Annotated in this window: 11 protein-coding genes; 3 read left to right on the top strand and 8 right to left on the bottom strand. The window is 71.5% G+C overall.

Annotated features, from left to right (window positions below; translation table 11 throughout):
- The 4 genes from ABWI04_RS35990 to ABWI04_RS35975 all read right to left on the bottom strand — a co-directional run.
- A partial coding sequence (locus ABWI04_RS35990) for a protein kinase family protein (protein WP_353835190.1) occupies positions 1 to 826 on the bottom strand: 826 nt, incomplete at its 3' end.
- 164 nt (positions 827 to 990) lie between these two features.
- Positions 991 to 2,655 carry a murein biosynthesis integral membrane protein MurJ gene (gene murJ, locus ABWI04_RS35985; protein ID WP_353835189.1) on the bottom strand — a complete coding sequence of 555 codons (1,665 nt, stop codon included), beginning with the start codon at positions 2,653 to 2,655 and terminating at the stop codon, positions 991 to 993.
- 46 nt (positions 2,656 to 2,701) lie between these two features.
- The gene (locus ABWI04_RS35980) at positions 2,702 to 5,161 is read right to left on the bottom strand and encodes a DUF6049 family protein (protein WP_353835188.1); all 2,460 of its coding nucleotides are present in this window, start codon (positions 5,159 to 5,161) and stop codon (positions 2,702 to 2,704) included.
- A 168-nt stretch (positions 5,162 to 5,329) separates the two neighbouring features.
- Positions 5,330 to 5,869, bottom strand: a complete 540-nt coding sequence (locus ABWI04_RS35975) for an aminoacyl-tRNA deacylase (RefSeq protein ID WP_353835187.1) — start codon at positions 5,867 to 5,869, stop codon at positions 5,330 to 5,332.
- Positions 5,870 to 6,251: 382 nt separating this feature from the next.
- Here ABWI04_RS35975 and ABWI04_RS35970 point away from each other — a divergent pair, with 382 nt between their 5' ends.
- Complete coding sequence (locus ABWI04_RS35970) at positions 6,252 to 7,724, top strand: CCA tRNA nucleotidyltransferase (protein WP_345182793.1); 1,473 nt, start codon at positions 6,252 to 6,254, stop codon at positions 7,722 to 7,724.
- Positions 7,721 to 9,034 (top strand): adenosylmethionine--8-amino-7-oxononanoate transaminase, encoded by a 1,314-nt coding sequence (locus ABWI04_RS35965; protein ID WP_353835186.1) that lies wholly within the window; start codon positions 7,721 to 7,723, stop codon positions 9,032 to 9,034. Before ABWI04_RS35970 ends, ABWI04_RS35965 begins: the two co-directional genes overlap by 4 nt.
- Here the strand turns inward: ABWI04_RS35965 and ABWI04_RS35960 are convergent.
- The 4 genes from ABWI04_RS35960 to ABWI04_RS35945 all read right to left on the bottom strand — a co-directional run bounded on the left by ABWI04_RS35960 (position 9,031) and on the right by ABWI04_RS35945 (position 14,298).
- Positions 9,031 to 10,350, bottom strand: coding sequence for an MFS transporter (locus ABWI04_RS35960; protein WP_353835185.1), 1,320 nt, complete (start codon positions 10,348 to 10,350; stop codon positions 9,031 to 9,033). The two genes, ABWI04_RS35965 and ABWI04_RS35960, sit on opposite strands and share 4 nt — an antisense overlap.
- 229 nt (positions 10,351 to 10,579) lie before the next feature.
- Positions 10,580 to 12,352 (bottom strand): ABC transporter substrate-binding protein, encoded by a 1,773-nt coding sequence (locus ABWI04_RS35955; protein WP_353835184.1) that lies wholly within the window; start codon positions 12,350 to 12,352, stop codon positions 10,580 to 10,582.
- A gap of 171 nt (positions 12,353 to 12,523) precedes the next feature.
- Positions 12,524 to 13,603, bottom strand: a complete 1,080-nt coding sequence (locus tag ABWI04_RS35950) for an inositol-3-phosphate synthase (RefSeq protein WP_345182788.1) — start codon at positions 13,601 to 13,603, stop codon at positions 12,524 to 12,526.
- 71 nt (positions 13,604 to 13,674) lie between these two features.
- On the bottom strand, positions 13,675 to 14,298 hold the full coding sequence (locus ABWI04_RS35945; protein WP_179831420.1) for a PadR family transcriptional regulator: 624 nt from the start codon (positions 14,296 to 14,298) through the stop codon (positions 13,675 to 13,677).
- Between the two features lie 1,098 nt (positions 14,299 to 15,396).
- On the opposite strand from ABWI04_RS35945, the gene ABWI04_RS35940 reads away from it, so the two are divergent.
- The gene (locus tag ABWI04_RS35940) at positions 15,397 to 17,940 is read left to right on the top strand and encodes a transglycosylase domain-containing protein (protein WP_353835183.1); all 2,544 of its coding nucleotides are present in this window, start codon (positions 15,397 to 15,399) and stop codon (positions 17,938 to 17,940) included.
- Positions 17,941 to 18,331 lie beyond the last annotated feature (391 nt).

Raw genomic sequence — 18,331 nt, 5'->3', positions numbered from 1 at the left:
GGCGCCTCGGCGGCGTCTGCCGCGGGGCGGCCGGCGGGGCGTTGCCGAGCCCGGCGAACAGCGGCAGCGGGGTGCGCGGGACGCCGCGCAGCGCCTTGGCCAGCTCGGCGGGGGACGCGAGCGGTTCGCCCGTGCCGATGCCGAGGCAGCGGCAGACGATCGCGTCGATCGCGTGCGAGATGCCGGCCTGGACCTGGCGGGGCGCGTGCGGGAGGCCGTCGGACGCGGGCGCGGCCGGCAGGGCGGACCCGTCCTCGTCACCGGGCCAGTGGGCGGTGAGCGCCGCGTACAGCATCCGGCCGAGGCCGCGCACGTCCTCGGCGGCGGAGTCGTCGGACTCGCGGTCGCACAGGACGGCGTCGGTGGCGACACCGAGGATCTTGACGGTGCCGCCGGTCGTCCAGACCAGGTCGCGGGGGGTGAGGCAGAGGTGGGAGAGCCCGGCGGCGTGCGCGGCGGAGATCGCCTCGGACGCCTCGTAGAGCAGGGTCGCGGCGCGGCCCGGCTCCAGCGGGGCCTTGGCGAGCATGCCCTCCAGGGTCTCGCCGGCGACCCATTCGCTGACGATGTAGGCGCTCTCCCCCGAGTCGTCGGCGTCGAACACCTGGGTCAGGCGGGGGTCGGTCAGCCGGCTGGCCGACCGTGCCGACGTGACCGCCTCGGCGATCCGGGGGAACTCGGGGTCGAAGGTGCGGACGGCGACCGCCCGCGCGAGGATCTCGTCGATGGCCTTCCAGAGCGACGAGCCGCCCGAGTCGCTGATGCGCTCCTCGAGCCGGTAGCGGCCGGCGAGACGGGTGCCGGGCTCGATGACTGACGTGCTCACGGCAACGTCCTGCACAGGTGGTCAGATCCCATGTTCGTGGCGTGGCAGCTTACGCCTCCGACCCTCCTCTTTGCGTTCCCCAGGGTGTCGCCCCGCAAGCCGTAGTCCCCCACATGGTAGTGGTTACTCGCGCGAGTGGCCGCCTTATCGCCGCGCGTCCTTTTTTACTTTGCCCGCCCCGGCAGCCGGCGGGCGAACGTCGCGATGGTCGTCTGGATCTCCTCCACCCGCAGCAGCTTGGCGAACAGCACGTACAGCAGCCCGCCGCCGACGGATCCGGCGATCAGGGTGGCCAGCGCGGGCACCATCGTGTCGATGCCGCCCAGCGCGTCCGCGACCGTGTGCGCCGCGTAGGCGAAGCCGATCAGCGGCCAGATCGCGACGAGCAGCTTGAGGTGGCCGCCGACGACGCGGCGCCCGTCCATGCCGCCGAGCTTGCGGCGCAGCACCAGCCAGCAGGTGACCGTCCCGACCACGTTGCTGATCGCGAACCCGCCCGCGATGCCGACCACGATCCACTTGAGGTCGAGGACGTTGTAGGCGGTGAACGCCATCGCGATGTTCGTGGAGGTGACGACGAGGCCGATCAGCGCGGGCGTCCGGGTGTCGCCGTAGGAGTAGAAGACCCGCAGCATCAGCTGGTAGATCGAGAACGGGACGAGCGCGATCGCGAACATCTGCATGACCCGCGCGATCACCAGGGCGTCGTCGGCGTTGGTGTTGCCGTGCGCGAACAGCACGGTGGTGATCTCCGGCCCGAGCACCAGCATCAGCGCCGCCGCCGGCATGATGATCACCGAGGAGAGCCTCAGCCCGCTGGAGAAGGCGGCGCGCACGTCGGCGGTCTTGCCCTCGGCGGCGAACCGGCTCATCCGCGGCAGCAGCGCGGTGATCACCGAGACCCCCACGATCGCGTAGGGGAGCTGGAAGAGCTGGTAGGCGTTGAAGTACGGGGTGTACCCGTAGCCTTCGCCGAGCCCCTGGACGTACGCGTGCTTCCCGGCACTGTTCGTCAGCGCGGTGACGACGGCGAACGCGGCCTGGGCGGCGACGACGTACAGCAGCGTCCAGCCCGCCATCCGCCCGACCTCGCCGAGCTCGCCGCGGTGGAAGTCGAGCCGGGGCCGCCACCGGAACCCGACGCGGCGCAGCGACGGCCACAGGGCGACCGTCTGCAGGACGATGCCGCCGGTCGTGCCGATGGACAGCAGCATGAGCTGCTGGTCGGTGATGCTGGACGGGTCGACGCGGCCGGTGGTGATCGCGAGGAACGCGCCGCCGACCGCGATCACCACGATGTTGTTCAGGACGGGCGCCCACATCGGCGCGCCGAAGCTGCCGCGCGTGTTGAGGACGGCCCCGGCGAACGCCCCGACGCCGTAGAAGAACAGCTGGGGGAGGAAGAACCGGGCGAACAGGATGGCGACCTCGCGCTGGTCGCCGCTGTAGCTGCCCGCCAGGATGTCGATGAACAGCGGCGCGAGCAGCACGGACACGACGGTGAGGACGCCGAGCCCGATCACCGCGAGGGTGAACACGCGCTGCTCGTACTGCTCCCCGGCGACCCGGTCGCGCTGCTTGGCCCGCACCAGGAGCGGGACGATGACGCTGGTGAGGATGCCGCCCAGCAGCAGGTCGTAGATCTGGTTGGGGATGGTGTTGGCGGTGTTGTAGGAGTTGGCGAGCAGCCCGGTGCCGAGCGCGGCGACGATCACGGCCGTGCGCAGGAAGCCGGTGATGCGGGACGCGAGGGTGCCCACCGCCATGATCGCGCCGGACTTCAGGATGCCGGACGAGCCCTTGCCCTCCTGCGCCGGAGGCGTGTCCACGACCGTGGTGTCGGAGTCCGGCGGGCTTCCGCCTGGAAGGGGGATGTCAACCACCGTCTCGGCGGCCGTGTTGGCCGTGCCCGGCGGCCGGCCCGTCGGCGGGCCCGGGTACTGCTGCGGGGTCCTCGGGCCGGGGGTCTGCGGACCCGGCCGCATCCCCGGCCGGCCCTGCGGCATCGACCCCTGCGGGCGCGGTCCCTGGGGCGGCGGGCCCGGCGGGTACCCCTGGGGGCCGCCCTGTGCCGGGTAGCCCCGTCCCGGGGGTCCCGGAGTATTCGGCGGAGGGTATCCCGGGCCCTGGGAACCCGGCGCCGGGGAGCCCGGCCCCTGCTGCCCCTGCCCTTGGCGATCCCATTCCGGTCGACCCGTCACCGGCTGCCTCCGCTTTCCGGCGGCGCCTCGCTCTGATGGCCCGCACTCCGACGCCCACGAAGAGTACGGCAAGTCCGCCGCCCGTGATGAGCAGGGCGAGCCGCCCGTACCCGGTCGTGGTGACCGTGATGGTCTCGCCGTCACCGTACGTCCGGCCGCCCGCGCCGGGAATCTGCAGATTGAGGCGAACGCCGAAGTTGCCGTTGCCGGCCGCCTGCGCGGGGATCCACCGCTGGGCACGCTCCCCGGGCCCGAGCTCGATCACCGCGTCGTTCGGTTCCAGCTCGCCCAGCTTGAGCTTGGCGGTGTTCTCCGAGGTCACGACGAGCCGGACCCGCACCGACTGGTCGGGCAGCGTGTTCTCGACCAGGACGGGAAGCTTGCCCGAACTGCCCCCCATGAGGACGCGCCTGTTCTTCGGGGGGACGACGCGGACCAGGTCCATGTCGCCGCGGAGCTCGTCCTCCAGCGCCTTGCGGGCCCGCTTGGCGCGTCCCGGCGACGTCCGCCAGCCGACCGACTCCAGCCGCAGCACGGCGCGCTCGTAAGAGATTTTCACCGGGCCGGTCATCACGGCCTTGAACGTCGCCGCGCGCTTCGCGATCGCCCGGGTCTGGTCGAGGTGGACGTCGCCCAGCTCGAACTTCTCGTAGCTGTCGGAGTATCCGTGGAAGACGCGGTTCTGCGGCTGGGCCGCCTCGATCGTGCGCAGCGGCATCTCGCGCATCCAGGACGCGGCCTTGGTGTAGGTGAGCAGGTTCTTGGCGAGCCCGTCGGCGGGGTCCCACAGCCGGTCGGGGGCGACGACGACGGTGCGCTGGACGCTCGGCGCCTCCGCCGCGACCATCGCGGTCTCGGCGAGGAACCGCTGCTCGCTCATCAGCGCCCGGGAGGCGGACCGCGCCCCCTCGTTCAGGATCTGGGTGATCGTCTGGTCGTAGAGGAGGGCCTTCTTGGCGCCCAGGTGCGTCTGGAGCGCGGTGGTCGCGTTCGGCTGCGCGCCCGTCACGGGGTTCTCGAACTGCGAGCTGCTCATCAGGAAGGACCCGCCGTCCTTCAGGGCGTACTTGGCGAGCTGTTCGAGCGTGCCGGGCCCGCCGACGCCGGACGCCGGCCAGGCGACGTGGGCGTCGGGCTGGCGTCCGAGGATCTGCGCCACGAAGGCGGTGTTGCGCGCGTCGAAGGCGACGCCGATGTCCCCGGTCGTCTTGCGCCGGACCAGCGCGGTGACGTCGGGGTCGGCGTAGGGCAGGACGAAGTACGGGTCGCCCTTCGAGGCGTTCTTCAGCGACGTCAGCCACGTCGCGGCGACCTTGCTCTTCTCCTTGCGGACGGCCTTCGCCGCCCCGGGCGGCTTGACGAAGTAGTCGCCCGACGCCATCTGCCGGACGTCGTCCAGCAGCGCCGGGTCGATCGCCCAGGTGACCGGCGTTCCGGTGGTGGAGGCCGCCTCCACGATCCGGTGGAGCCGGCCGCCGGGCGCCAGCTCCTTGGCGAGATCGTCGTCGATGAACGTGCGGTCGTTGGCGCGGTGCATCCGGTCGATCAGCGGCAGCACCCAGCCGACCGCCACCGGCTTGAAGCTCCGCTGCTTCGGCATCATCGTCAGGAAGGTCGTCAGGCCGCCGACGACCTGCTGCGCGGAGTTCAGCACCTCGACGCGCATCGGATAGACGCCGGGGGTGCCGGTGGGGGCGCGCAGGCCCAGCTGCTGGGCGGTGGTCCGGAAGCTCCAGCCCTGGGTCACGCCGGGCCTGGTCGCCTGCGCGAGCGACTGCTGCTGCGGGGCGACGTTGGGCAGCGCGGTCTGCTGCCCGGACGCGAGCTGGTCGAGCTGGCTCCGGCTGGTCACGGGCTGGGCGCTGTAGCGCAGCCGCAGGGTGAGGCCGGCCAGCGCGCGGCCGCTGCGGTTCCGCGCCGCCCCGGAGATCTCGATCCTGGAGTTCGCGGCGAGGGTCTTCGGGGTGACCTTGGTGAGCGCGAGCGCCACCTGCGCGCGCGCATGCCCCGCCGCCGGGGCGCCGGCGGGGGCCCTCGCCGGGGTCCGTGCCGGGGACGCCATGGCCGGGGAGGCCGCCATCGCGAGACAGGGCAGCATCGCGGCCAGCGCCAACGCGCGTCCGACCGCTGTCACGCCGTGTCCGCCCTCACGCCGTGCCCGTCCAGAGCCCGTCCGGCGGCGCGAGGACAGGCCGAGGACGGCGGGCGTCGTTTTCCCGCACCACGGCCCCGATGTTAGTCCGTCGGTGTTCATGGCGTTGCCGGGTGCCACTCGCCGGCGGGGCCGCGGCGGGCGGGAGGCTCAGGTCGTCACGTGGTCGCGCCCGGGGGCGGACGCGGCGCTGAGCGGGGCCAGCAGGTCGACGGGCTTCGGGCGGCAGAGGGAGTACAGGACGCTGGCCTTGATGCCGAGCGCCGTGGACGCCTCGCCGGTCGCCGTGTAGACGACGCCGTGGGCGTGGAGCCCGTCCACGAGTTCGCGGTCGATCAGCAGGGGCATCGACTCCGGCAGGAGCAGCGGGCAGACCAGGCCCGCCGCGTACTCGGTGACGGCGTTGACCACGTCCGCGTGCGCGGGCCAGACGGCGCGGGCGCCCACGGCCGACCGCACGGCCTCGGTGGACGGCCGCCGGCCCGCCGGGACGATCGCCCCGGCCAGGAAGGGACGGCCGCGGTGGGCGCCCTCGCAGGAGTAGACGCGCGTCACCAGGCACCGCTCCGGCGGCAGGCCCAGCGCCCTGGGCAGCTCGTCGGCCCGGGTCATCGCGAGGGGCAGCCGCACGATCTCGTGCGCCGTCTCCCAGCCGAGAAGCGCGCGGTGGATGGTGAGAGCGTCCTTCATGTTCGGCTCCATCCCGCGGGGCATGCCCCGCTCACCCCCGGATCCGGTTTCCCTGCGGCCCCGTGCGTCGCACACCCTGCGGGGGGAGACCCCCACATACCCGGAACGGCAGGTCTCATCCCTGCCGCGCCGCACGGCGAACCCCTCGCGACGCGCCTCAACCGCACGTGCGGCGGACCGTGGCCCTTTTGGATCCCGCTACCGTTGTCGTACGGGAGGCTCACCGGGTCGCGCGGAGCGTCGTCGGGTGCCCGAAACGTAACCCGGGGATCGGGGCGTGTGAAGGGCCCCGTCCTTCTTCGGCCCCGAAAAGACTCCCGCGCGGACCCCGGCGCTCGCCAGAAAGTCCTTTGTCAGCCCGTCAACCAAGGAAATACGCTCGATGGCCGTGCCTGACCAGAACGTGACCCCAGAGTCCTCGCGGCGCACCGCGATCGCCGAGCTGCTGCGCGGGATCGCGCCCGTCGCCGACGAGCTCGGCGCCCGGTTCGCGGCGGCCGGTCACGAGCTGGCGCTGGTCGGCGGGCCCGTCCGGGACGCGCTGCTGCGCCGTCCGACCAAGGACGTGGACCTGACCACCGACGCCCCGCCCGAGCGCACCCTGGAGATCATCCGCGGCTGGGCGGACGCGCACTGGACGATCGGCATCGAGTTCGGCACGGTCGGCCTGCGCAAGGACGGCGTCGAGCTGGAGATCACCACCTACCGCAGCGAGTCCTACGACCCGAAGTCCCGCAAGCCGGAGGTGTCCTACGGGACGTCCCTGGTCGAGGACCTGCGCCGCCGTGACTTCGCCGTCAACGCGATGGCGGCGCGGCTGCCCGGGCACGAGTTCGTCGACCCGTTCGGCGGCCTCACCGACCTGCAGCGCAAGGTGCTGCGGACGCCCGGCCGGCCGGAGGACTCCTTCAGCGACGACCCGCTGCGGATGATGCGCGCCGCCCGGTTCGCCTCCCAGCTCGGCTTCACCGTCGCGCCCGACGTCGTCCGCGCGATGAAGGACATGGCGGGCCGCATCGAGATCGTGTCGGCCGAACGGGTCCGCGACGAGCTGTCCAAGCTGCTCTGCGGCCTGTACCCGCGGGAGGGCCTGGCGCTGCTGGTCGACACCGGCCTCGCCGCGCACGTCCTGCCCGAGCTGCCGAAGCTGCGGCTGGAGATCGACGAGCACCACCGGCACAAGGACGTCTACGAGCACTCGCTGATCGTGCTGGAGCAGGCGATCGCGCAGGAGGAGGACGGCCCCGACCTCGTGCTGCGGCTCGCGGCGCTGCTGCACGACGTCGGCAAGCCCAAGACCCGGCGCTTCGAGGCCGGCGGCCGGGTCTCCTTCCACCACCACGAGGTCGTCGGCGCGAAGATGGCCCGCAAGCGGCTGACCGCGCTGCGCTACCCGAAGGACGTCATCTCGGACGTGTCCCGCCTCGTGGAGCTGCACCTGCGGTTCCACGGCTACGGCACCGGCGAGTGGACGGACTCGGCCGTCCGCCGCTACGTCCGCGACGCCGGGCCGCTCCTCACGCGCCTGCACAAGCTGACCCGCGCCGACTGCACCACCCGCAACAAGCGCAAGGCCGACCGGCTGCGCCGCACCTACGACGACCTGGAGGTGCGGATCGAGCGGCTGGCTGAGGAGGAGGAGCTGGCCGCGATCCGCCCGGAGCTCGACGGCAACGAGATCCAGGAGATCCTCGGCATCGCCCCCGGCCCCCTCGTCGGGCGCGCCTACAAGTTCCTCCTCGAACTCCGCCTGGACCGCGGCATGATCGGCAAGGAGGCCGCGGCCGAGGAACTGCGCCGCTGGGCCGCCGCCGAGGGCGTCGGCGCCCCCGCGGACGAGGGGAAGGGCGAGTGATCCCGCTGCAGCTGGGGCGGATGAGCCCCCGCGAGACCGAGCGGATGCTGGAGTTCGACCGCGAGCACATCTGGCACCCCTACGCGCCGATGCCCGCGGCGGCGCCCGCGCTGCCGGTCGTGTCGGCGGACGGGGTGCGGCTGACCCTCGCCGACGGCACCGAGCTGATCGACGGCATGTCCTCGTGGTGGGCGGCCGTGCACGGCTACAACCACCCGAAGCTGAACGCGGCCGTCACCGGGCAGCTCGGCAAGATGGCGCACGTGATGTTCGGCGGGCTCACGCACCCGCCCGCCGTCCGGCTCGCCGAGCGGCTCGTCGAGCTCACTCCGGAGCCGCTGACCAAGGTGTTCTTCGCCGACTCCGGGTCCGTCGCGGTCGAGGTCGCGATCAAGATGGCGCTGCAGTTCTGGCGCTCGCAGGGGCGTCCGGAACGGCGCCGGCTCCTCACCGTCCGGGGCGGCTACCACGGCGACACGTTCGGCGACATGGCCGTCTGCGACCCGGTGAACGGGATGCACCACCTGTTCGCCGACGTCCTCGCCCAGCACGTCTTCGCGCCCCCACCCCCGCTCGGCTACACCGCCGAACCCGACGAGACGTACCTGGACGGGCTGGCGGAACTGGCCGCCGAGCACGCGGGCGAGCTCGCCGGGATCATCGTGGAGCCGATCGTGCAGGGCGCCGGAGGGATGCGCTTCTACGCGCCCGAGTACCTGCGCGCCCTCCGCGACATCGCCGACGAGCACGGCCTCCTGCTGATCCTGGACGAGATCGCCACCGGGTTCGGCCGGACGGGCGAGCTGTGGGGCTGCGACCACGCCGAGGTCGTCCCCGACATCATGTGCCTCGGCAAGGCCCTGACCGGCGGCTACATGACGATGGCCGCGACCCTGTGCACCGACCGCGTCGCCCACGGCATCACCTCGGGCGAGGCGGGCGTCCTCATGCACGGGCCCACCTACATGGCCAACCCGCTGGCCGCCGCGGTCGCGTCCGCGTCCATCGACCTGCTGCTCTCGCGCGACTGGCGGGACGAGGTCGACGCCATCGAGGCGGTCCTGACCAGCGAGCTCGACGGCGCCGCGGAGTTCCCCGGGGTGGCGGACGTCCGCGTCCTCGGCGCGATCGGCGTCGTGGAGGCGCGCGAGCCGGTGGACGTCCCGGCCGTCCAGGAGATCGCCATGGCGCACGGCGTCTGGCTGCGGCCCTTCGGGAAGCTCGTCTACACGATGCCGCCGTACGTGTGCACGGAAGACGAGGTGCACCACATCGCCGCCGCCATGCACGCCGTGGCGGAGTCGCTCTAACGCAGGGCGTGCGCGGGCCGGCGCATGCGGGAGGCGGCCGTCCGGTAGGCGACGGCGCCCGCCGCGTAGGCCACGACCACCGCGAGGAGGGTGAGGTCGGCGCGCCCGTCCGCCGGCAGCCACGTCGCGGCAGCGGCGGCGGCAGCGGCGAACGTCGCGTTGAACAGCATGTCGTAGACGGCGAAGACCCGCCCCCGGTACTCGTCGTCGATCGACTCCTGCAGCGTCGTGTCGACGCACAGCTTCACGCCCTGTGACACGACGCCGAGCAGGAAGGCGCCGACCGCCCAGGGGCGCTCCGCGAACGGCATGCCGAAGACGAGCAGGCTCAGCGCCGCCCCGCCGAGCTGCCACGCCACCCACGCCTGCTTGCTGATCCGCCGCACCACCGGCGGGGTGATCAGCGCCGCCGCGAAGTACCCGGCCCCGGACACCCCCAGCATCAGCGCGAACGTCTCCAGCCCCCGGTCGGGGTCGCCGGCGAACCGGTTCCGGCACAGCAGCAGAGTCATGATCAGCACGACGCCGTACAGGAACCGGTGAAACGAGATCGCGCCGAGCGCCAGCGCCGCCTGCGGCCGCCGCGCGATGTGCCGCCCCCCGTCCACGAGCCCGCCCAGGACCCCCCGGACCACCTCGACGGCCCGGGGCGCCTCCGCCGCGGCGGGCTCCCCCGACGCGGCCTCCGCCGACCGGTGGGGGCCGAGCAGCCCCTTCGGCAGCGTCGTCGCGATCAGCCCGGCCAGCAGGAACAACCCCGCCGCCGCCACGAGGATCAGCGCCGTCCCGTCGTGCCCGCCGCCGAACACCCGCCGGAGCCCGTAACCGAGGCCCGCGCCCGCGAACGCGATGACCGTCCCGGAGGTCACGCTGAACGCGTTCGCCGTGACCAGCTGGTCGCGACGCACCACGTGCGGGAGCGCCGCCGACAGCGCCGCGAGGAAGAAGCGGTTCACGCCCAGCACCACGAGCACGCCGAGGAAGAAGCCGAGCCCGTCCTGCCCGCCCGCCACGAGCCCGGCGACGAGCAGCACGAGCAACGCGCGCAGCACCGGCGTCCACACGAGGATCTGCCGCCGCCGCCACCGGTCGATGAACACCCCGGCGAACGGCCCGAGCGCCGAGTAGGGCAGCAGCGTCACCGCGAACGCCGCCGCCGCCTTGGCCGCCGTCGTCTGCCGCTCGGGCGAGAAGAACACGTATCCGGCGAGCGCCACCTGGAACAGGCCGTCCGTCAACTGCGAGGCGAGCCGCGTCCCGTAGAGCCGCCGAAAATCCCGCCCGCGCAGAACCCCCCGCAACTCCCCAGCTCGCATCAGATCAGAGTATGTCGTGCTTATTGCGTTTCTCTCCTCCTTCGGGCCTTGGCGGCCCTCCATCGTCGAGCACAGCGGGCGATCGCTGGCATCGCTCCGACTCGCCCAGAGGCTCGCTGCGCGATCAGGTTCTCGCAAGCTCGAAACCTGCCTTCGGACGCGATCGCAAGCGTTGCGGCCATTGCGTGGTTGCTGCGATGGCTGAGGTGCTCTGCGGCCCGCCTCACCACTACGCGATGAAGACTCTCGTTAGGTCGTAGCCGGCTGTTGTGGGGAGGAAGTAGGCGCCGTGGACCCGGGAGGAGCGGTAGGTGGTCTGGGCGCGGTCCAGGAGGGGGACGATCGCGGCGTCCTCCATGATCTTCTGGTCGGCCTGCTGCCAGTAGCCGGCGGCGCGCTGGGTGTCGGGGGCGGTGAGGGCGGCGTCGATGAGGGCGTTGACCTGCGGGTTGTCGTAGCCGCCGTAGTTGGTGGAGCCCGGGCCGTAGGCGCGGCCGTCGAAGAGGGGCTGGATGATCGAGCGGCCGTTGTTGCCGTACCAGTCGGGGACCCAGCCGGGGGCGGCGATGTCCCAGCTGCCCTCGCGGGCGCGGGCCGGGGTGGACAGGGTGCTGGAGTAGAAGGAGCCGCCCGAGTCGGGGGTCAGTTCGGTTTCCACTCCGCAGGCGTCGAGGTTCTGGGCGAGGGACTGGGCGATCAGCTTGTGGACGCTGTTCGTCCGGTAGGGGAACTTCAGCGTGAGGCCGGTGCGGCCCGCCTTGCTGAGGAGCTCGCGGCATTTGGCGGGATCGCCGGACTCGCCGGGCGTGGGGTAGTGATTGACGGCCGCGTAGCCGGAGTTGCCCGGCGGGATCACCGTGTGCAGCGGCCTCGCCACCGACGGCCCGCCGACGATCTTGATGAGGGCGCTGCGGTCGACGGCGTACTCCAGCGCCTGCCGGACCGCGGGGTCGCCGAGCGCGCCGCGGTTGCGGGGGCTGCGCGTGTTGAAGACCAGGTACGGGCTGTTGTTCGGGGTCTCCCTGATCGCGAAGCGCGGGTCGTCGCGCAGCCGCGGGATCGCCGACGTCGGGACGGGCTGGTCCCACGCGAGGTCGGCGGTGCCCTGCTCGATCTGCTGCTGGACGGTCTCCGGCGAGTCCTGCCCCAGCGTGATCTGGATCTTCGCGACGTGCCGCTCGCGCAGCGGGTCGGAACCCGCCTGCCATGCCGGGTTGTGGGTGAGCAGATAGGAGATGCCCGGCTTGTAGTCGGTGATCTGGTACGGGCCGTCGGAGACGGTGTGCTGCCGGAAGTCGGCGCCGTCCGGGACGTACCGGTCGTACTCCTGCGGCGCGGCCGCGGTGACCGGCAGCGACAGCAGGTTGAGGAAGTCGCTGGCGGGACGCTTCAGCTTGAACACCAGCGTCCGGTCGTCCTTGGCGCGGACGCCCTCGAACCCGTGGTCGCGCTGGTAGGCGGCGATCGCCCGCGCGTCCTTGGCGTTCACGGAGCCGAAGCCGCGGCAGAACGCGTCCATGCCCTTGAGCGTGGAGACGAAGTAGCCCTTGGCGGCGGACGGCGAGGCCGGGTTGCACAGCCGTTCGAAGCCGCGGACGAAGTCCTGGGCGGTGACGGGGCGCGGGGGGGTGGTGTTCCACCGGACGCCGTCGCGCAGCCGGACCGTGTAGGTGCGGCGGTCCTTGCCGACGTCGCCGTTCTCGCGCGTCGGGATCCGTTCGGCGACGTCGGGCCGCACGGGGACCGTCTCCTGGAAGTCGTTGGACGCCCGGTTCCCGAACAGCGTCCGGGCGAACGTGCGGACGAGCCCGTACGCGCCGACGCTGGCCACGGACGCGGGGTCGAGGTGCTCGACGTCGGAGGACCCGACGACGCGCAGCGTGCCGCCCTGGCGGGACGCGCCCTCCGCGGTCGCGCCGTCACCTCCTCCGGCGCATCCGGCGAGCCCCACCACGAGACCCGCCACCCCCGCCGTCACCTTGATCATTTCGCGTGCCGCCACGGTGTCACCTCACTGACTCAGAGCCTGGCGCGCTAGTCACCGGCGGTGTCACAGTAGGGCCAGAGCGTGACAAAGAGCCGGTACATCACCGTTTCTCTACAGAAGTAAGGACGCCCTGACAGTGGGATGTCCACTGTCAGGGCGTCCTCAGGGCGCTCTGTGATCAGGCTCTCAGCGCTCGATCTCGCCGCGGATGAACTTCTCCACCGCGTCGTGCGCCTGGTCGTCGTTGTACTGCTCCGGCGGCGACTTCATGAAGTAGGAGCTGGCCGACAGGATCGGGCCGCCGATGCCGCGGTCCTTGGCGATCTTGGCGGCGCGGACGGCGTCGATGATGACGCCGGCGGAGTTCGGGGAGTCCCAGACCTCCAGCTTGTACTCCAGGTTGAGGGGCGTGTCGCCGAAGGAGCGGCCCTCCAGGCGGACGTAGGCCCACTTGCGGTCGTCCAGCCACGGCACGTGGTCGGACGGGCCGATGTGCACGTCCGCCTTCGCCATCTCGTGCGGGATCTGCGAGGTGACCGACTGCGTCTTGGAGATCTTCTTGGACTGGAGCCGCTTGCGCTCCAGCATGTTCATGAAGTCCATGTTGCCGCCGAAGTTGAGCTGGTACGTGCGCAGCAGCTCGACGCCGCGGTCCTCGAAGAGGCGGGCCATGACGCGGTGCGTGATGGTGGCGCCGACCTGCGACTTGATGTCGTCGCCGACGATCGGCACGCCCGCGTCGGTGAACTTCTGCGCCCACTCGGGGTCGCTGGCGATGAACACGGGGAGCGCGTTCACGAACGCGACCTTGGCGTCGATCGCGCACTGGGCGTAGAAGCGGTCGGCCTCCTCGGAGCCCACCGGCAGGTACGACACCAGGACGTCCACCTCGGCGTCCTTCAGCGCCTGCACGACGTCGACCGGCTCGGCGTCGGACTCCTCGACCATGTCCAGGTAGTACTCGCCCAGGCCGTCGAAAGTGTGCCCGCGCTGCACGGTCACCCCGGTGGGCGGCACGTCGGCGAACTTGATCGTGTTGTTCTCGCTGGCGTGGATGGCCTCGGAGAGGTCCATCCCCACCTTCTTGGCGTCCACGTCGAACGCCGCCACGAACTCGACGTCGCCCACGTGGTACTCGCCGAACTGGACGTGCATCAGGCCGGGAACTCGCGTGTCAGGGGCCGCGTCCTTGTAGAACTCGACGCCCTGGACGAGCGAAGAGGCGCAGTTGCCCACACCGACGATGGCTACGCGCACGGAACCCATCCGGTCGCTCCTTCTCTGTTGCGGAACATGTGGTGGAGACTCACCCGTCCCCGAAGGCACTGGGCCACCGCTCAGCGGCCCTCGTCCCGAGGCATGTCCTGGTCAATTCGCTTAGCTGACTGTGCTTGCTGTTCCTGCTCGGCCCGCTCGCGCCCGATGAGCTCGTTGAGCCACCGGACCTCGCGCTCGACGGACTCCAGCCCGTGGTTCTGCAGTTCCAGGGTGTAGGAGTCGACTCGTTCGCGGGTTCGCGCCAGGGCGGCGCGAACGCTCTCCAGGCGCTCCTCCAGCCGGCTGCGCCGGCCTTCGAGGATCCGCAGCCGGACGTCGGCACGGGTGTGCGAGAAGAAGGCGAAGTGCACGCCGAACCCCTCGTCCTCCCACGAAGCCGGGCCGGCCTCGGTGAGGAGCAACTGCAGGCGCTCCTTGCCGTCGGCGGTGAGCTTGTAAACGATCTTCGATCGGCGGCTCTGCAGCGCCAGCGGCGCGTTCGGCTCCTCCGGCCGGTCCTCCATGATCAGCCCGTTGGCCAGGAGCTGCTTGAGGCACGGGTAGAGCGAGCCGTACGAGAACGCGCGGAACATGCCCAGCAGGGTGTTGAGCCGCTTGCGCAGCTCGTATCCGTGCATCGGGGACTCGTGCAGCAGCCCGAGCACGGCGAGCTCCAGCACGCCCGCGCCCTTCTTGGCCGCCATCCCGGTCCCTCTTCCGCAGAAGCCGATGTCTCGATCCGATGTATCGAGTGAATGTATCGACTCGATACATCGACAAGATACGTAGCCCGGCTCGTCCTGGCAAGTGGCGATCTACCTGGGACGCCCCGGATGGCCCCACCGGCCCGTATCGCGAATGTGGCGATTTCAGGGTGTATGTGGTGGAAATGTGTCAAAGTTGCGTCCTGGAATCACCTGGCCGCGTCGCACGACCTCGATCCCGGGACCGCCCGGAACGGTGAGCACGTGAGGAGGAGCACCGACCCCTCGGGGCGCGGACCGGCCGGGGCGTCCTTCGCCGAGCACACGCTCCCCCCGCTCACCAGCCCGCACAGTACTCTTCGGACGGCGCACGAGCCGCAACAAGGGCCGGGAGCCACCCGGCCCTCGGCAACAACCGTTGTCCCCTGTTGATGAGGTCGCGTGAGTAATCCAAGCCAGCCCCGACCGGAACCTGGGTCGCAGAGGCCGGGCGGGCACCAGAATCCCCGTCCCGGTGACTCCGGCGACCCCGGCTTTCCGAGCGCCCACGGTGAGCCCGCCGGAACGAACCCCGCGGGCTCCTCTGGCATGCCCCAGAACCCCGCCCCGCCGGGACCGGCGGGAGGGCCCGGTCACATGGGCGCTCCTGGCGCGAGCCCGGGTCCGCTGGGCGGCCCGTCGAGCCCCGTCCCTCCGCCCACCGGCCGCCACGCCGCTCCCAGCGCGCCAGGCGGACCGGTCGCCCCGGACGGACGCAACGCTCCGGGAAACGCGGTCGTGCCGACCGGCCAAGGCGGGCCGGGCGGGCCGGGCGGTATGCCTGGACAAGGCGGCTTCGGCGGCAACGGTGGGTTCGGCCCTAACGGCGGCCCCGGCGGGCCGCCGCCCGGTCCAGGTGGTTTCGGCGGTCCCGGTGGTTTCGGCGGACCTGGTGGATTCCAGCCGCCAGGCGCCCCCGGCATGCAGGGCGGTCCCGGAATGGGAGGCGGACGTCCTGGGATGGGCGGACCCCCCGGCGGCCAGGCGGCTCCGGGAATGGGGGCGCCGGGAGGTCCCGGCTTCCCGAACGCGCCCGGCATGGGGCCCGGTGCGGGGGGAATGGGGCCGCCCGCGGTGTTCGGGACGCCGGGGATGCCCGGCGCGGCCCCGAAGCCGGGCGTGCGCGAGAAGCTCGGTGAGCTCGGAAAGGCCGGACAGGGACTCGGCGCGAAGGTGACCGCGAAGTTCCGCGGCGGCGGCGTCCGCGCGGCCAACCGCACGGGCGGCCCTGCCGGCCCGGGTGGTCCCCTCGGCCCTGGAGGACCCGGCGGCCCCGGCGGTCCGGGTGGTCCCGGCGGGCCAGGACGGCATGGGCCGCCCGGCAAGAAGGGGTTCCTCGGCCACCTGCGCTCCCGCGAGACCGGCTGGCGGCGCTTCATCCCGTCCTGGAAGGTCGTGGGCGGTGTCTGCGGCCTCGGCCTGGCGGCGTTCGTCACGCTGATCTGGGTCGCCTACGCCAACACCCCGACTCCCAAGGAGCCGACGGTCGCGGGCGTCGAGGACCAGGCATCGATCTTCTACTACACCGACAACACCGAGATCGGCCGGATCGGCAAGAAGCGGCAGAGCGTCGAGCTGGCCAAGGTCCCGCCGAACGTCCAGAACGCCGTGCTGGCGGCCGAGAACCGCAGCTTCCGCACCGACCCTGGGTTCTCGGTCAAGGGGACGACGCGGGCGGTGTGGAAGAACCTCACCGGCGGGTCGGGCGGCGGCTCCACGATCACCCAGCAGCTCGCGAAGAACTACTACTCCGACCCGAACAACCGGACGGTCAGCCGCAAGTTCCAGGAGCTGTTCATCTCGTTGAAGCTGGAGGACGAGCACTCCAAGGACGAGATCCTCAAGCTCTACCTGAACACGATCTACTTCGGCCGCGACACCTACGGCATCCAGGCCGCGTCCCGCGAGTACTTCGGGACGGACGTGTGGAAGCTGCGGCCCGACCAGGCGGCCCTGCTCGGCGGCATCATCCAGAACCCCAACCGGGACCCGGGCGACAAGGCCAGCCAGGCATGGGTGACCGGCAGGTACCAGTACACGCTCAACGGCATGGTCTCGATGGGCAAGCTCAGCCGGGCCGACGCCGACAAGTACATCAAGCAGGGCCCGCCCAAGCTCCGTAAGGCGGGCACCAGCAACCAGCTCTACGGCGGCCAGCGCGGCTACATGCTGATGCGCGCCAAGCTGGAGCTCGACCGGCAGGGCATCGACACCAAGGAGCTGACCACCCAGGGCCTTCGGGTCTACACGACGTTCGACCGCAAGAAGATGGCGATGGCCAAGCGGGCCGCCGAGCAGACCGTCCCGCAGGTGGACCCGAAGAAGCTCGCCAAGAAGAAGATCCGGGTCGGCCTGGTGTCGGTGAACACCGCGAACGGCGAGGTCGTCGCGTTCTACGGCGGTCCCGACTACCTGGCCCAGTCCTTCGACAACGTGTGGCAGGGCTCGGCGCAGGCCGGGTCGGCGATGAAGCCGTACGTGCTCGCGACGGCGCTGAAGCAGAACTACAGCCTGAAGAGCCTCGTCGAGGGCCGGTCGAAGACGCCGATCGGTCCGGACGGCAGCGTGGTGTCCAAGGACGACCCGAACGCCGTGATCGTCCCGAACAGCCACAACGTGGGCCCGGCGATCAACCTGATCACCGCGACGAAGGACTCGGTCAACACCGCGTTCATCCAGCTGATGGGCAAGGTCGGCATCGAGGAGGCGATCAAGACCGAGACCGACGCCGGCATCGCGTCCGACCTCCTCGAACCGCACAAGTGCTGCCTGAACCTCGCGCTGGGCGTCAACAACATCCGGCCCATCGAGCAGGCGGCGGGATACGCGGTGTTCGCCAACGGCGGCACGTACCACCAGCCGCACGTGATCCGCGTGGTCAAGAAGTCGGACGGCAAGACGGTGCGGCTGCGCCCGGACTACGAGAAGCGCCGCGTCTTCGGCCCGAAGGTCGCCGCGGACGCGACGTACGCGATGCAGCAGGTCATCAGGAGCGGGACCGCGACCGCGGCCGCGCTGCCGGACGGGCGCCAGGCCGCGGGCAAGACCGGTACGACGGACCGGAACGTCTCGTCGTGGTTCGTCGGGTACGTCCCGCAGGTCTCGACCGCGGTGACGATCTACAACGACGCGGTCGGCCCGGACGGCAAGAAGAAGTCGGTGATCCTGCCGCAGATCGGCGAGGTCGAGGGCGGCACGATCCCCGCCCGCATCTGGCGGTCCTACATGGCGAACGCGGTCCGCGGCATGGACGCGCAGGCGTTCCCGCCGCCCGCATGGGGCGGGATCGAGCAGAAGTGGGCGAAGCCGCCGGAGAAGAAGAAAAAGGACGACGAGGGCAAGCCGCCGTGGTGCAACACCCCGGTGGGCAAGTTCGACCCGCGCTGCCAGGACGACGGCGGCGACGGCGGCGACGGCAAGCAGCCGTGCCAGTCCCCCTTCCAGAACGGCAACTGCGACCCGAACAAGCCGCCGAGCAACCCGCCGCCGCGGTGGTGGTGCCAGATGCACCAGGGCGACCCCGCCTGCCGCAACCGGAGAGGCGGGCGGGCCGCCCAGACCGAGAGCCTGCGGCCCCTGCTGCTGGCCAGGCCGCCCGAATGAACCGGCCGGCCTTCGCGAACCGAACCGTCCACTGGATATGGGGGTGTGACATGGAGCATCCTGGCGATTCGCCGCACGTCGGCGCCTTTGAGCGCATGCGCCCGCCCCTTCCGACGAAGGTGAGCCTTGCCTCAGCGGCCACCTCCGCGCCGGGGGCACAGTACGCTCGGACGACGCAAAGCCGTCCCCCAGTTGATGAGGCCGCGTGAGTAACCCAAGCCGATACGGACCGGATTTCGGAGAGGGCTCTGGCCGGAGGGGCTCCCCCCGTCCCGGCTCTTCCGGTATGCCCTCGATCGAAATTCGTGGTCTCGCCGAACGCGGGGTTCGAGTAAAGGTCGCGGGCGTAGCCCCACAGGTTCTCGTAGTCGGCGAGGCGCCGCAGGTTGCA

The sequence above is a fragment of the Actinomadura sp. NPDC000929 genome (assembly GCF_040492065.1).
Taxonomy (GTDB): Bacteria; Actinomycetota; Actinomycetes; order Streptosporangiales; family Streptosporangiaceae; genus Spirillospora; species Spirillospora verrucosospora.
The sequence above is the reverse complement of the archived record's forward strand: the minus strand, read 5'-3'. Positions and strand labels throughout refer to the sequence as shown.

Excerpts from the sequence above, each read along its gene's own strand:
- ABWI04_RS35960 (WP_353835185.1), bottom strand. The coding sequence starts at position 10,350 with ATGCGAGCTGGGGAGTTGCGGGGGGTTCTGCGCGGGCGGGATTTTCGG.
- ABWI04_RS35945 (WP_179831420.1), bottom strand. The coding sequence starts at position 14,298 with ATGGCGGCCAAGAAGGGCGCGGGCGTGCTGGAGCTCGCCGTGCTCGGG.
- ABWI04_RS35970 (WP_345182793.1), top strand. The coding sequence starts at position 6,252 with ATGGCCGTGCCTGACCAGAACGTGACCCCAGAGTCCTCGCGGCGCACC.
- ABWI04_RS35975 (WP_353835187.1), bottom strand. The coding sequence starts at position 5,869 with ATGAAGGACGCTCTCACCATCCACCGCGCGCTTCTCGGCTGGGAGACG.
- ABWI04_RS35950 (WP_345182788.1), bottom strand. The coding sequence starts at position 13,603 with ATGGGTTCCGTGCGCGTAGCCATCGTCGGTGTGGGCAACTGCGCCTCT.
- ABWI04_RS35940 (WP_353835183.1), top strand. The coding sequence starts at position 15,397 with ATGGGGCCGCCCGCGGTGTTCGGGACGCCGGGGATGCCCGGCGCGGCC.